Annotated in this window: 10 protein-coding genes; all 10 read right to left on the minus strand. The window is 67.5% G+C overall.

All coding sequences use genetic code 11. The features are described 5' to 3' along the window. Nucleotides 1-193: 193 nt before the first annotated feature. Complete coding sequence (locus AC3WOS_RS15975) at nt 194-820, minus strand: NF038129 family PEP-CTERM protein (protein WP_492717006.1); 627 nt, start codon at nt 818-820, stop codon at nt 194-196. 9 nt (nt 821-829) lie between these two features. Continuing rightward, on the minus strand, nt 830-3,847 hold the full coding sequence (locus AC3WOS_RS15980; protein ID WP_492717007.1) for an ExeM/NucH family extracellular endonuclease: 3,018 nt from the start codon (nt 3,845-3,847) through the stop codon (nt 830-832). Between the two features lie 208 nt (nt 3,848-4,055). After that, nucleotides 4,056-5,081, minus strand: a complete 1,026-nt coding sequence (locus AC3WOS_RS15985; RefSeq protein WP_492717008.1) for a TIGR03790 family protein — start codon at nt 5,079-5,081, stop codon at nt 4,056-4,058. Nucleotides 5,082-5,153: 72 nt separating this feature from the next. Beyond that, nucleotides 5,154-6,569 carry a mannose-1-phosphate guanylyltransferase/mannose-6-phosphate isomerase gene (locus AC3WOS_RS15990; protein WP_492717009.1) on the minus strand — a complete coding sequence of 472 codons (1,416 nt, stop codon included), beginning with the start codon at nt 6,567-6,569 and terminating at the stop codon, nt 5,154-5,156. Beyond that, nucleotides 6,566-7,726 carry a nucleotidyltransferase family protein gene (locus tag AC3WOS_RS15995; RefSeq protein WP_492717010.1) on the minus strand — a complete coding sequence of 387 codons (1,161 nt, stop codon included), beginning with the start codon at nt 7,724-7,726 and terminating at the stop codon, nt 6,566-6,568. The genes AC3WOS_RS15990 and AC3WOS_RS15995 overlap by 4 nt, the downstream gene beginning before the upstream one ends. 11 nt (nt 7,727-7,737) lie before the next feature. Further along, a complete protein-coding gene (galE, locus tag AC3WOS_RS16000; RefSeq protein ID WP_492717011.1) occupies nt 7,738-8,736 on the minus strand; it encodes a UDP-glucose 4-epimerase GalE in 999 nt (332 codons plus the stop codon). A 43-nt stretch (nt 8,737-8,779) separates the two neighbouring features. Then, entirely contained in the window at nt 8,780-10,060 is a 1,281-nt protein-coding gene (locus AC3WOS_RS16005) for a nucleotide sugar dehydrogenase (RefSeq protein ID WP_492717012.1), read from the minus strand. Nucleotides 10,061-10,103: 43 nt separating this feature from the next. Beyond that, entirely contained in the window at nt 10,104-10,841 is a 738-nt protein-coding gene (locus tag AC3WOS_RS16010; protein ID WP_492717013.1) for a WecB/TagA/CpsF family glycosyltransferase, read from the minus strand. After that, nucleotides 10,838-11,935, minus strand: coding sequence for a non-hydrolyzing UDP-N-acetylglucosamine 2-epimerase (wecB, locus tag AC3WOS_RS16015; RefSeq protein ID WP_492717014.1), 1,098 nt, complete (start codon nt 11,933-11,935; stop codon nt 10,838-10,840). Before wecB ends, AC3WOS_RS16010 begins: the two co-directional genes overlap by 4 nt. Before the next feature lie 87 nt (nt 11,936-12,022). After that, nucleotides 12,023-13,969 carry a heparinase II/III domain-containing protein gene (locus AC3WOS_RS16020; RefSeq protein ID WP_492717015.1) on the minus strand — a complete coding sequence of 649 codons (1,947 nt, stop codon included), beginning with the start codon at nt 13,967-13,969 and terminating at the stop codon, nt 12,023-12,025. Between the last annotated feature and the right edge of the window lie 103 nt (nt 13,970-14,072).

The following is a 14,072-nucleotide window of genomic DNA, read 5'->3' on the forward strand; positions in this document are numbered from 1 at the left end:
TAACTATGCATCAAGCCCGACGATATGACTAATACAATTTCTTGCAGCCATTTAGAGCGTCGCGCTATAAATCCAGCGCCCGCGCACGGCCATGCGCCCTACCCGCCCCCTAAAAAAAAGACACATGGATGCCGGCGGCACCGCATGTGTCTCCATTGCGCCACGCCGCCAGGGCGGCGCGGGCGGCGCCCCGTCAGGCGCGGCGGCGCTTGGCCAGGCCCAGCAGCGCCAGGCCGGCGCCCAGCATCAGCCAGGCCGACGGTTCCGGCACCGGGCTGACGCCGGCCACGCCGGCATCGGTCACGGTCACGCCCACCTGGCCGGCGCCGCTGGCGGCCGGATTCCAGCTCAGCGACAGCAGGCTGCCGTTGGCGTCCGGATGGCCCAGCTGGGTGATGCCGTCGGCGCCGTACAGCGACACCGAGAACAGCGACGGGATGGCGGCAGGCGACGGGTCGGCCAGGCCGCTGAAGCTGACGTCGAAGCTGACCTTGCCGCCGAAGTGGACCGCATGGAACAGGTCGTTCCAGTCCGTGCTGTTACCAAACAGGAAGGCGCCGCCCGCCTGGGCCTGCACATCGCCGTTCAGCTGGGGCGCCATGGCGCCGTCAAAGCCAGCCAGGTGGTCGACCAGGGCGCTGGCCGACACGGCCGGCACGCTGGCCGGATTGAACTGCAGGTCCAGCCAGCCACTGCTGCCGAAGCTGCTCGTATCGAGCACGACATGCATCGATTGGGCCGATGCCAGGCCGGCGGCGGCCGTCAGGGCCAGGGCCAGGGCGCCGCGGCGCAGCGCGGAAAGAGCGTAAGGTGCTTGCATGGGATTTCCTTAAAAAGTACCGCTGTAGACTTTGGCCGTATAGCCGATGCTGGCGCTGCCCGTCTTGCTGAAGCTGAGCGGGAACGACACGGTGGCGCCGGCCGCCAGCGCGGCCGCATCGACCGTGATGTAGGGCGCGCCGTTGTGGTAGCCGGTGGCATTGACCAGCGTCACGCCGGCCGGCAAGCCGTCGAACTCGACCTGGAACGGGCCGTCCAGCGCCGTCGTGCCCGTGTTGGTGACGGTAAAGGTGCTGCCGTATTTGCCCGTGGCGCGGTTGTACACCAGGCCGCTACCGACGGCGCGCACGGCGGCGCTCACGTCCACGTACGACGGCTGCAGGTTGAGGCTGATGACGACGGGGTCGTGGTCGGAGGCGCGGTAAGGCTGGGCCGTGTACAGGTCTTGCTGCTTGCCGTCCAGGTTGTAATCGATCACGGTCGGTTCGTCGGCGTTGATGTGCCATTCCGTGGCGCCGGCCACCTGGCCGTGCATTTTCGGGCTGGCCAGCGCATGGTCCAGGTAACCGCTCTCGCTGCCGTAGATGAACGAGTACGGCATGCCGTTCGGCCGCACATAGCGTTCCAGCTGGTTCACATAGCCGGTGGCCGTGATGGTGTTGATGGGGTCTTCAAAGCCGTGCGCGTTGAAGTCGCCGATCAGCAGCACGTCCGGGTCGCCGGCGGCGGCCACCACCTGCGGCACGAAAGTGCCCACCAGGCGGTTGGCCTGCTGGATGCGGGTGGCGTTCCAGCAACCCTGGCTGTCGCCGCGGTCCGTGTCGGGGCCGGTGCCGGTGGGGCAGCCGCCCTTGGACTTGAGGTGGTTGACCACCAGCGAGAAGCGCTCGCCGTTGGCGGCGCGGAAGGTCTGCGCCATGGGCGGACGGTTGTTGATGCTGTCGCCGTCCGACAACGCGCCCCCCACCAGCGCCAGCTTGGCCGGCTTGTAGATCATGGCCACCCGGATCGCGTCCGTGCCCGTATCGGCCGGCTTGGGCACGACGGCATAGGTGGGCGCGCCGATGGCCGCGTTGAGGGCGTTGACCAGGTAGCTGACCGTGTACTCGCCGTTGTTCTGGATTTCCATCAGGCCGTAGACGTCGGCGTCGATCGCTTTCAGCTCGCCGACGATCTTGTCGCGCTGGCGCACGAACTCGGTCATGTTGTCGGCCCCGCGGCAGTTGGCCTTGGACACGCTGGCGCCCAGCGAGCACCCCTGGTTGCTCGCCCCTTCCACATTGCTGCCGTTGGTGAAGGTGGTGAAGAAGTTGAGCACGTTGGCGCTGGCCACGCGCACGTTGCCGGGCGCGATGGCCGGCGCCGTGCTGCGCGGATTGTCGCGCGAAAATTGCGGCGCCACCGTCGGCTGCAGCTTGTAGGTCGCGCCGCCGCCGCCGATGGCGCCGAAGTCCACCACGCCCGTCAGGTCGGCCACCGTGTCGCCGGCGCGGAGGGTGCCGTCCTGGCCGAGGTAGGGAATGGTGGGCGGGGTGACGAACAGGCCGTCGTCGAGCACGATCAGGTTCTGGGCGTTGGCCGCCGCCATGGCCTGCGCTTCAGGCGTGCGCGGCCGATAGTGGTTGGTGGGCACTTCCAGCCGGCCCGACGACAGGCTCAGTTCGCCGCGCGTGCCGAGGAATTCGGACTGCGACACCGTCAGCGGATGGGCGAAGCGCACCAGCATGCCTTCCACCTGGCCCAGGTTGCCGTTCGGCAGATCGATGTTGACAGGGGTGATGCTGTGGCCGCTGCTCTGGGTGACGACGGCCGTCACGTCCTTCAGCTCCGTGTAGGCATGGCTGGCGCCGCCGGGCGTGTACTCGTAGACGGTGCCCGTCACGCGCACCAGGTCGCCCGGCCGGGCGCTGTTGCTGGTGCTGCCCGTGTAGACGAAGATGCCGTCCGAGGTCGTGGGGTCGCCGTCGCCGTGCTCGTCCTGGATGAAGAAGCCCGTGCCCACTTTCAGCGTCACCACCCCTTCCGTGGTCTGCACCGTGCCGGCGTAGGGGCTGGTGGCGCCCGGGCCCTGGATCTGGGGAATGCTGTGGGTCACGCCGGCCAGCGCCGTCACGTTGACGCTGACGCTGCAGGCGCTGCTCTGGCCCTGGTCGTTGCCGAAGCTGACGGCCACCGGATAGCTGCCCACCGGCACCGTGCCGGCCACGTTCAGGCTGACGCTGGCGTTGCCACCGGCCGCGCCGGCGGCCATAAAGTCGGCCAGGCCGATGCCCGGCACGGGCGCCGACGTGATGGCGGCACTGTTGACGATGCCGTCCGGGTCGGTGGCCGACAGCGCGGCGCCGCCGGCGCTGCCGGCCGCCAGCGCCAGCGACGCCGGGCACGTGGCGACGATGGGCAGCACCACGGGCGTGCCGCACACGCGCAGCGGCGCAGCGCTGTTGCGCGGTGCGGGGCCGGCCGTGCTGAAGTCGGCCAGGTTGTTGTCGGTGTCGGCGCAGCCATAATCGCCGCGCAGCGCGGCCGTGGTGTTGGACAGGCCGGGACCGGGCGCGCCCTCGTAGCCGTTGGCCGTGTTGCCGTAGCCGAGCAAGTCCTGCACCGCGCCGCCGGCCGGCTTGCTGACGTTGAAGGCGGTGGTGGTGCTGGCCAGCACCACCTTGCCGGCCGTGCCGCTCATGGCGATGGTGCCCACCGCCTGCGGCGTGGGCAAGGCCGTGCTGCCGCCCGCGCCCATCGCTTCCTGCACCAGCAGGTACTGGCCCGGCTGCAAGGTCACATCGGGCAGCGGCGTGACCTGCCAGACGGCGCCGGCCGTGCTGGCCGCGCTCGCATACTGCACGCTCCAGCCGTTCAGGCTGACGGGGCTGGCGCCACGGTTGAACAGCTCGATGAAATCGTTCTTGTAGGTGGCGCCGGAATTGCCGCCGCCGCCATAGACCTGGCTGATGACGACGTCGGAGGCCAGGGCCGGCAAGCCCAGGCCGGCCAGCAGCGCCGCCAGCACGGTGCGCCGGCCCAGCGTGATTGCCGCCCGCGTGGGGTGGGTGGGAGCGTAAAGCATCATGAATGATCCTGTTCGGTGAATGGGGCGGCAAGCGGCGCCGCGCGCGCCTGCGTGATGTTGGCAAAAGGTATGCAATCTTGCCAATTGCATATTAGGGGCGGGGAATGACGACTTGATGACAGGCCCTTAGTCCGAACGGACTAACGGTGCTTGCGGCGCGGGCGGTGGTGGACTGGCCGCCGGCGGGCGGCGCCCACGGTCAGTGCGGTCAGTGCGGGCGGTACGGGGCGGCCAGCGGCTCGCCGATGAACAGGCCCTGGGCCGGCCAGGCCACGCTGCGCCAGTACGCCTCGATGGCCGTGGCGCCGCCCAGGTAGTGCTTGAGCAGCACGGTAGGATGGGGAAACTTCTGCCAATAGTTGCACGGTTCGGACACGGAACCGTAGCTGGCCGTGGCGCCCGCCTCCAGCCAGCGCAGGCTGCTCATCTGACTGTCGCCGAGCAGGTCGCCGCCGAACGAGGTCAGGTGGTCGGCCAGCGCGCCGGGCAAAAATTGCAGCGTCTCGAGCTTGTCCACACGCGCCTTGCCCGTCTGGTAGAGCATGATGTCCTTGACGTCTTCGATGCTGTCGGCGCGCTCGGTGTGGATGGTCAGCTGCTGCTGGGGCAGCACCATGGAACGGGGGAAATACACGGCGCGGCTGTTGCGGGCCGTCTCGCTCGTGACCAGGTAATAGGCCGTGGCCGGCTGTACGCGAAAACCGCTGGCCTTGCCGCGCAGGATCAAGGCCTTGGCCTGCTCCACCGATTCGGTCGGCAGCAACATGGACAGGCGCATGCCGAAGTCGTTGCGGGGACGGGAAGACGCGACATTGAAATAGGGATTGGGCTTGCTCGGCTCGCACGGCTTGTCGCACAGGCCAGGGTCGAAACCGAGCGTATAGGCGGCCGTGATGGCATGGCATTCGACGGCATACGGCGCCGTCCACACCATCAGCACGGCCTGGATGCCGGCCGGCAGTTGCAGTTCGATCAGTTGCTGCAGGTGGCGGAACTGGTCGGCCGTGAGCTTGCGGGGCTTGCCGGGGATGTTGACGTGGACCACATTGCGGGCCGGAATGTCGCGCGCCTGGCGGTAGAATTCGCCTATGGTCACGCTGTTCGGTTCGTCGTCGTTGACGACCACGGCCAGCTGGGCCGCTTGCAGGCCCGCGGCCGGCGGCTGGCCGGCCACGGCGGGCAGGCAGCACAGGCTGCCGCAGAAAATCAGGAACGCGCGCAAGGATACGGCCATGTCGGAATGAGCTGGCGACAGCACATGCTGTCGCCCCGATTATAGCGTCTTTGCCGCCCCTGGCCGGCGGCCTCAGGCCCGCTGATAGACGTCCTCGAAACGGACGATGTCGTCCTCGCCCAGGTAGCTGCCCGACTGCACCTCGATCAGGTGCAGCGGCACCTTGCCCGGGTTTTCCAGCCGGTGGTTCATGCCGATCGGGATATAGGTCGATTCGTTTTCCGTCAGCAGGCTGACCTTGTCGCCGCAGGTGACGCGGGCCGTGCCGCTGACCACCACCCAGTGCTCGGCCCGGTGGTGGTGCATCTGCAGCGACAGCTTGCCGCCCGGATTGACGGTGATGCGCTTGACCTGGAACCGTTCGCCCACGTCGATGCCCTCGTAGCAGCCCCACGGACGGTAGACCTTGGTGTGGTGCAAGTGTTCCGTGCGCTGCTCGGCCTTGAGGTGGTCGACGATCTGCTTGACGCGCTGCACCTGGTCCTTGTGGGCCACCAGCACGGCGTCGGCCGTCTCCACCACCACCAGGTCCTGCACCCCGACCACGGCCACGATGCGGCTCTCGGCCCGCACCAGCGAACCGGACACGTCGTCCAGGTAGACGTCGCCCCGCACCACGTTGCCGTTCTCGTCGCTCTGCTGCACTTCCCACAGGGCCGACCAGGAGCCCACATCGCTCCAGCCGATCGCGGCCGGCACGACGACGGCGTGACGCGTGTGTTCCATCACCGCGTAGTCGATCGAGTCCGACGGGCAGGCCATGAAGGCCGTTTCGTCCAGGCGGCAGAAATCGAGGTCGCGGTAGCCCTGGCGCACGGCCGCCGCGCTGGCCTCGGCGATGGCCGGCGCGAACTGGCGCAGCTCTTCCAGGTAGGCGGCGGCGCGGAACAGGAACATGCCGCTGTTCCAGTAGTAATTGCCGGCCGCCACAAACCCTTCGGCCGTGGCCAGGTTGGGCTTCTCGACGAAGCGGTCGACCTGGTAGCACTGCGGGGCGCCAGCCGCGGCGCCGCTCTGGATGTAGCCATAGCCCGTCTCCGGCGCCGTGGGCACGATGCCGAAGGTGGCCAGGGCGCCGTCGGCCACCGGTACGGCGGCCTGTTCGATGGCGGCATAGAACGCATCCACGTCGGCGATCACATGGTCGGCCGGCAGCACCAGCAGCACGGCGTCGGGGTCGAGCGCCTGCAGGTAGTGGGCCGCGGCGGCCACGGCCGGCGCCGTATTGCGCCCCGCCGGTTCCAGCAGGATGCCCAGCGGCGCCATGCCGATCTGGCGCATCTGCTCGGCCACCAGGAAACGGTGCTCATTGCCGCACACGATCAGCGGCGCCATCAGCTGCGGCCGGCCGGCCAGGCGCAGTGCCGTCTCCTGCAACATGGTGTGCTCGGTCACCAGCGGCAGCAGCTGCTTGGGCAACACGGCCCGCGACAGCGGCCACAGGCGTGTGCCCGATCCGCCCGACAGGATGACTGGATAAATCTTCATGCTCTATTTCTCTTTTCCGTTAATTCATTGCCAGGGTCCGGGCGCCGTCCCCGGCGCCGGTCGCGCGCGTTGGCCCACGCCTCGCTAGCGTAGTCGGAGGCGTGGCGCATGTCGCCAGCGCGGTTGACACTATAGTCCTTGAAGACGATCATTTCGTCCAAAGAAACATTTTCTAACACACGAGTATATTCGAACAGCACGCTGCGCACGACGCTGGCGCCGCGGCACACGTGGCTGCCGTGGCCGATCCAGCTGGGACCGATGATGGTCACGCCGGCCTCGATGCGGGTGCCCGAACCGATGTAGACCGGGCCTTCGATGCGCGTGTCCTGCCAGTCGATGCTGGTGTTCTGGCCCACCCACAGGCCGTCGTCGATCTGGATGCCGGGCATGTGCAGATTGGCCACCTCCCCCATCAGCACGCTCTGGCACACTTCCCAGTAGTCGCGCACGCTGCCGATGTCGATCCAGTTGAAGCGCCGATGCTGGGCGTAGAACGGCAAGCCCCGTTCGGCCAGCAGGGGAAACAGTTCGGAGCCGATGTCGAACGGCCGGTCCGACGGAATCAGCGCGATCACTTCCGGCTCGAAGATATAGATGCCGGTGCTGGCCCGGTTCGACAGCGCGGCGTGCTGGCGCGGCTTTTCCTGGAACTGGGTGATGCGCCCGGCCGCGTCGGTGACCACCACGCCATAGCTTTCCACCTTGTCCCACGGCACCTCGGTGGTGATGACGGTGGCCAGCGCGCCCTTGCGGCGATGCTCGAACAGGGCCGACTTCAAGTCCAGGTCGATCAGGGCGTCGCCGCACAGCACGATGGTGGTGTCGTCGAAGAAACCGCCGAATTCCTGGATCTTCTTCATGCCGCCGGCCGAACCGAGCGGCTCGGGCACCACCTCGCCCTCGTCGTTGGTATAACCTTCGAAGGAATAGCCGATCTGCACGTCGAACTGGTGGCCTTCGCCGAAGTATTCCTCGATCTTCTCGTGCAGATAGCTGACGTTGACCATGATCTCCGTCACCCCGTATTTGTGCAGGTGCTCGATCAGGTAAGCCATCACCGGCTTGCCCAGGATGGGGATCATGGGCTTGGGCAAATCATAAGTCAGGGGGCGCACCCGCGTACCTTTGCCGGCCGCCAATATCATCGCTTTCATGCTGCCTCTCCTTATTTCGGACCGGACTGCCAGCGCCACGTATCGGCGCACATCTGGGCCACGCCGCGCTCGGCCTTCCAGCCCAGTTCACGCTCGGCCAGGCCGGCGTCCGCATAGCAGGCCGCGATGTCGCCCGGACGGCGCGCCACGATGCGGTAAGGGATGGGGCGGCCGCTGGCGGCCTCGAACGCGCGCACCATCTCCAGCACGCTGTTGCCGCGCCCCGTGCCCAGGTTGTAGGTCACGATGGCGGGACCCTGGGCCAGCTTGGCCAGCGTCCGTACGTGCCCCAGCGCCAGGTCGACCACGTGGATGTAGTCGCGCACGCCGGTGCCGTCGACGGTGGGGTAATCGCCGCCGAACACGGACAGTTGTGCGCGCCGCCCCTCGGCCACCTGCGCGATATAGGGCAGCAGATTGTTGGGGATGCCGTTCGGGTCCTCGCCGATCAAGCCGCTCTCGTGGGCGCCGACGGGGTTGAAGTAGCGCAGCAAGGCGATCCGCCAGCCCGGGTCGGCGCGGTACAGGTCGCGCAACATCTCTTCGATCATCAGCTTGCTGCGGCCATAGGGATTGGTGGCGGCCAGCGGGAAGTGTTCGTAAATGGGCACGCTGGCCGGGTCGCCGTAGACCGTGGCCGAGGAACTGAACACCAGCGTCTTGACGCCGAAGCTGGCCATCGTCTCGAGCAGCACCAGGGTGCCGTTGACGTTGTTGTCGTAATAGCGCAGCGGCTGCTCGACCGATTCGCCCACCGCCTTCAGGCCGGCAAAGTGGATCACGGCGTCGAAGCCGTGCGCGGCGAACAGCGCGGCCAGGCCGGCCCGGTCGCGCACGTCAAGCTCGACGAAGGTCAGCGCCTGGCCCGTGATACGCTCGACGCGCCCCCGCACGGCCGCGCTCGCGTTGCACAGGTTGTCGAGCACCACCACCTGGTGGCCGGCCCCCTGCAGTTCAACGACGGTATGGGAACCGATGTAACCCATGCCGCCGGTAACGAGTATCTTCATAAAATCATGCTTTCCATTAATGGCCGGCGACGGCGGCGTTCCCTTACAGGCGCCAGACCTTGATGCCGACGGCGGCCAGCGCTTCCTGCGCGAACGCGGCCTTGACGTCGATGAAGCAACCACCTTTGATGAGCTTCTTCTGGAAGTCCTCCACGGGCAGGCCCAGCAAGACCTGGTGCGACACGGCCGCCACGATCGCGTCGGCGCGCGGCAATTCATCCCAGGCGAACAGGCGCACCCCATATTCGTGCATGGCCTCGTCCGGATCGGCGTACGGATCGTGCACGAACACCTCGACCCCGTAGGTCTTGAGTTCGGTGATCACATCGCCCACCTTGGAATTGCGCAAATCGGCGCAATCCTCCTTGAACGTCAGGCCCAGCACGTTCACGCGCGCGCCCTTGATGTAGCTGCCGGCCGCGATCATGTTCTTGATCGTCTGCTCGGCGATGTACTTGCCCATGCCATCGTTGATGCGGCGCCCGGCCAGGATCACTTGCGGGTGGTAGCCCAGCGTCTCGGCCTTGTGGGTCAGGTAATACGGGTCGACGCCGATGCAGTGGCCGCCCACCAGGCCGGGACTGAACTTGAGGAAGTTCCATTTGGTGCCGGCCGCCTTCAGCACTTCCGACGTGTCGATGCCGATCTTGTCGAAGATGATGGCCAGCTCGTTCATCAGCGCGATGTTCAGGTCGCGCTGGGTGTTCTCGATCACCTTGCACGCCTCGGCCGCCTTGATGCTCGAGCAGCGGTGCACGCCCGGCTCGACGATCTGCTCATACAGGGCCGCCACCCGTTCCAGCGTGTGCGCGGTGTCGCCCGACACCACCTTGACGACGTTGGTGAGCATGTGCTGGCGGTCGCCCGGGTTGATGCGCTCAGGCGAATAGCCGACGAAGAAGTCCTGCTGCCACTTCAGGCCCGAGGCGCGCTCGAGCACGGGGATGCATACTTCCTCGGTGGCGCCCGGATAGACGGTGGACTCGTAGACGACGATCGCCCCCTTCTTCATGTGGCGCCCGACGCTGTCGCTGGCGCCGATCAGCGGCCCGAAATCGGGGTTGTGCGCGATGTCGACCGGGGTCGGCACGGCCACGATCAGGATATCGGCCTCGGCCAGGATGGCCGGGTCGGCCGAATACTCGGCATGGGTGGCGGCCGCCATCTGCTCGTCACTGAGCTCGCGCGACGGATCGACGCCCTTGCGGCAGCTGTCGACCTTGGCCGCCACGATATCGAAGCCGATCGTGCGGCTGCGTTTGCCGAACTCGACCACAAGCGGCAGCCCCACATAACCCAGACCAATTACGGCGATAACAGTCATACACACCCCTTCAATAATATTCGGTGAAATTGGAAAAACGCGTTCAACGGCGGCTCGCTTCTTTCAGCAGCAAGCGGATGAACGCCATATCCTCGATGAAATAGCGCCGGAACATGCGGCGCGGCTCCTGCAGGAAGCGATAGAACCACTCCAGGCCGGCCTGCTGCATCCAGCGCGGCGCCCGCTTGACGCGGCCCACGGCCACGTCGAACGTGCCGCCCACGCCCATGGCGAACGGCACTTTCATCCGGGCCTGGTGCTGGCCCAGGAATTGTTCCTTCTTCGGCGAACTGATGGCCACGAACAGCAAGTCGGCGCGCGCCGCCTCGATTTGCTGCACCACCGCCTCCTCCTCCTCGGCGCGCCAGTAACCGTTGCGGTAGCCGGCCACCACCAGGCCCGGATACTTGATCTCGTAGCGCTGCTTGACACCGGACACCACCTCCTCGCGCGCGCCCAGCAGGAACACGCGCCAGCCCTTCTGGGCCGAGCGCGCCATCAGCGCCTCGAACAGGTCGACCCCGGCCACCCGTTCCTTGAGCGGCTTGCCCAGCAGGCGCGAGGCCCACACGACGGGCATGCCATCGACGTTGATCAGCGCGCAATCGTTGATGATGCGGCGCAGTTCCGGGTCACGCTCGGCCTTGACCAGCTTGTCGACATTGACCACCACGTGCTGGTGCGGCAAGCCCGAGTGGATGAAGCCTTCGATCTTCTGCAGCGTATCCTCCATCGACAGGTTGTCGATCTGGCAGCCCATCATCGTGATCCGTTCGCTCATGCCAGCTCCGCCGCCAGTAGGGTGACGATGCGCTCGGCCGCCTGGCCGTCCCACAAATGGGGCCGCCGGCCCTGCTTGCCCTCGCCGCGCAGGATCTTGCGCGCCTCGGCCACGATGCGCCGGGGATCGGTGCCGGCCAGCACGTTCGAGCCCTCCTCCACCGTCACCGGGCGCTCCGTGTTCTCGCGCAGCGTCAGGCACGGCACGCCCAGCGCCGTGGTTTCCTCCTGCAGGCCGCCGCTGTCGGTCAGCACCATGGCCGCGTCCTTCCATAAGGAGAGGAAGGCCATGTAGCCCTGCGGGCCGGTCAGCGTGACGTTCGGCCCCAGGTCGATGCCGAATTTCTCCAGGTTGGCGCGGGTGCGCGGATGGACCGGGAAGATCAGCGGCAGCTCGGCCGCGATCTCGCGCAGCGCCCCGGCCAGGCGCGCCATCATGGCCGCGTCGTCGACATTGCTGGGGCGGTGCAGCGTGACCACGCCGTAGCGCCGGTGGGCCGCCTTGAACGCGCCGAGCGCGGCGTCGAGCGGGCCGCCGGCGGCCAGCTTGCTGGCCTGGTACAGCACGTTGTCGACCATCACATGGCCTACATAGTGGATGGCCGACTCGGCCTTGCCTTCGCGCCGCAGATGTTCCACCGCGCTGGGCTCGGTGACGAAGAACCAGTCGCTAATGCTATCGGTCACCAGGCGGTTGATTTCCTCGGGCATGGTCATGTCGCCGCTGCGCAGGCCGGCCTCGACGTGGGCGACCCGGATGTTGAGCTTCTTGGCCACGATCGAGCACGCCAGGGTGGAATTGACGTCGCCCACCACCAGCACGGCGTCGGGCCGCTGCTGCTGGCACAGTTCCTCGAACGCCAGCATGATCTTGGCCGTCTGCTGGGCGTGGCTGCCACCGCCGGCGGCCATGAACACGTCGGGCGCCGGAATACCCAGTTCCTCGAAAAACACGTCATTCATCTCGCGATCGTAGTGCTGACCGGTGTGGATGATCTTGAAGCCGATGCCCGCGTGGGCTTGCAGGGCCCGCACGATGGGGGCGATCTTCATGAAATTGGGCCGGGCTCCCGCGACCAGATAAATTAAGGGCATGCGTCACCTTTTGCTGAATTGAATTTACAAAAATACATCTATTCTACCCTGTAGACTGCACCGGCGCGCGCACCGGACGCCCGCGCGTCAGCACGCCGCCTGCTCGATCGCCATCTCGGTGACGATCTCGGTGGTGCCGCGCACGGCCACCTGGCACACCACGGTGGTGCTCGGCGTCTTGCTGTCGAAGCGGCGCGCGATCCAGCCGCCGCGCGGCTGCTCGCTGCCGCGCAGCAGTGTGACGCGGGCGCCGGCGCAGCGCAAGCTCAGGCGCCAGCCATGGCCATGCACCCACACTTGCCCGTCGACCAGTTCGACCGCGCACGTGTCGCTGAAATGCCAGTGCACGGCCGCCTCGTGCTGGCCCGCGCAGCGCAGCGTGTCGGCCACCCGCAGCCGGCCGGCGGGGGCGTCGTAGTCGACCCGGCGGCGGTGGATCAGCGGATCGGCCAGCCGCGCATAGCCATCGTGCTCGCCCTCGAACCATTGCAGGGCGCCGTGCGGCTGATGGCCGAGCAGGCGCGCGCGCGCTTTCTTGAGCCACATGAAGTTGCCCCCGATCTCGGACTGGTCGAGGCCGTCGATGCACACGGTGTTATGGGCCGCCGTGCCGCGGAAATAGTCGCGCCACGGACTGTCGGGGCGGTAGGTGTAGGTGCCCGGATCGATCAGGCACTGCTGGCCATCGAGCGACAGGGTGAACGCCAGCGCGTCGGCATGGCCGTGGGCGGCGATCGACAGGTAGCCCAGCGGACCGCAATCGGCCACCAGCCGCACCTCGCCGCGCTGGCCGAAGCGCTGGCCGAGCAGATAATAGCCGCCCTCGGGGAAGGCCAGCGCCGGCGCCTCGGCCGCCGCCGGCGCCAGCGCATCCCAGCGGCGCTCGCCGTCGGCGCCCAGCAGGCAGCGGGTCTTGTCGTCCAGTCCGCCCGCCTTGCGCGCGAAATCGGCGCGGCCGTACAAGACCGCGCAACTGGCCAGCAGCGAACGGAACGGGCACCAGTCGTCCTGGAACGCCAGCCGCACCAGGTGCGCGTCGTCGCCGTCGCCCAGCATCGGCAGGTGGCCGCCCCCGTCGAGCAGGGCGGCCACGAACTCGGCCATCCGTTCCAGCCGCGCCACGCAGGCCGGCGGGAACGGCTGGCCGTTGGCCTGGCCGGCCAGCTGGCTGAGCAGCATCATGTCCATCACTTCATGGTGATAATAGATGGCCTGCTCCCGGTTCACGCCATCGGCGCCGTTCTGGCGCACGCTCTCCTGTTCCAGGCCGCGCCGCGCCAGCGCCTGCCAGCGGCCGCTGGCAGGCCAGCACGGCCAGGTCAGGCTGGCCACATACAAGCCCGTGTATTCGCCGAACAGGTGGTTGTTGGCCGACGAATGGCGCGACAGGTTATGGGCGATGAAATGGCAATGCTGGTACACGCTGGCGAGCCACTGACGGCGCAGCGCTTGCCCGGCCGCGTCGGCGAACAGGGGCGCATCCGCCCCGCCCAGCAATTGCCAGGCGCACGACCAGTTCAGCAGGCGCACCGCCAACTCCAGCGCGCTGCTCCAGTGCACCCCTTGCGGATAGGGGCACTGCGCGAACCACGAGCGCAGCAACACCCCCACCGCGTCGGCATAGCGGCGCTGGCCGCTGATCTTATAGGCCAGCGCCAGCGTGACCAGCTCCAGATGGCGGCTCGGCTCCCACAGGTATTTGATGTTGCCCACCGCGTCGACGCGGCGGTAGTCGATCAGCCTGCCCAGCCCCATGGGCGCCAGCGTGCCGGTCCTGGGGTCGCGGTTCCACTCGGGCGGAAAGCCCAGCGGCGCCTCGCGCAGCGCGAACACGTCCCAGCGGCCGGCCAGCAGGCGGTCGGCCTGCGCCAGCACGGCCGGCTGACTGGCCGGCGGCACCAGGCCCGCGATGAACGGCGCGCCCCAGGCCGGGCACGCCGGCGCCGGCGGCCGGCGCACCAGCCCCAGCCCCAGCTTGCCGGCCCGGTCACGCAGTGCCTGATGCACGCGCCAGGCGATTTCGGCCCCCCCCATCAATTTCAAACGATTGACTTTCCAGGCAAGCGAGGTCATTCCATTCCCATTTCGTGCCGCCCCCGGGCCGCGCGCGGCCGGCCGCGGCCAACAATTAACAAAA

The sequence above is a fragment of the Rugamonas sp. FW305-51 genome (assembly GCF_058786935.1).

Bases quoted from the DNA above. Each gene is read 5' to 3' on its own strand.
- AC3WOS_RS16005 (WP_492717012.1), bottom strand. From the start codon at position 10,060: ATGACTGTTATCGCCGTAATTGGTCTGGGTTATGTGGGGCTGCCGCTT.
- AC3WOS_RS16010 (WP_492717013.1), bottom strand. From the start codon at position 10,841: ATGAGCGAACGGATCACGATGATGGGCTGCCAGATCGACAACCTGTCG.
- AC3WOS_RS15980 (WP_492717007.1), bottom strand. From the start codon at position 3,847: ATGATGCTTTACGCTCCCACCCACCCCACGCGGGCGGCAATCACGCTG.
- wecB (WP_492717014.1), bottom strand. From the start codon at position 11,935: ATGCCCTTAATTTATCTGGTCGCGGGAGCCCGGCCCAATTTCATGAAG.
- AC3WOS_RS15975 (WP_492717006.1), bottom strand. From the start codon at position 820: ATGCAAGCACCTTACGCTCTTTCCGCGCTGCGCCGCGGCGCCCTGGCC.
- galE (WP_492717011.1), bottom strand. From the start codon at position 8,736: ATGAAGATACTCGTTACCGGCGGCATGGGTTACATCGGTTCCCATACC.
- AC3WOS_RS15995 (WP_492717010.1), bottom strand. From the start codon at position 7,726: ATGAAAGCGATGATATTGGCGGCCGGCAAAGGTACGCGGGTGCGCCCC.
- AC3WOS_RS15990 (WP_492717009.1), bottom strand. From the start codon at position 6,569: ATGAAGATTTATCCAGTCATCCTGTCGGGCGGATCGGGCACACGCCTG.
- AC3WOS_RS15985 (WP_492717008.1), bottom strand. From the start codon at position 5,081: ATGGCCGTATCCTTGCGCGCGTTCCTGATTTTCTGCGGCAGCCTGTGC.
- AC3WOS_RS16020 (WP_492717015.1), bottom strand. From the start codon at position 13,969: ATGGGGGGGGCCGAAATCGCCTGGCGCGTGCATCAGGCACTGCGTGAC.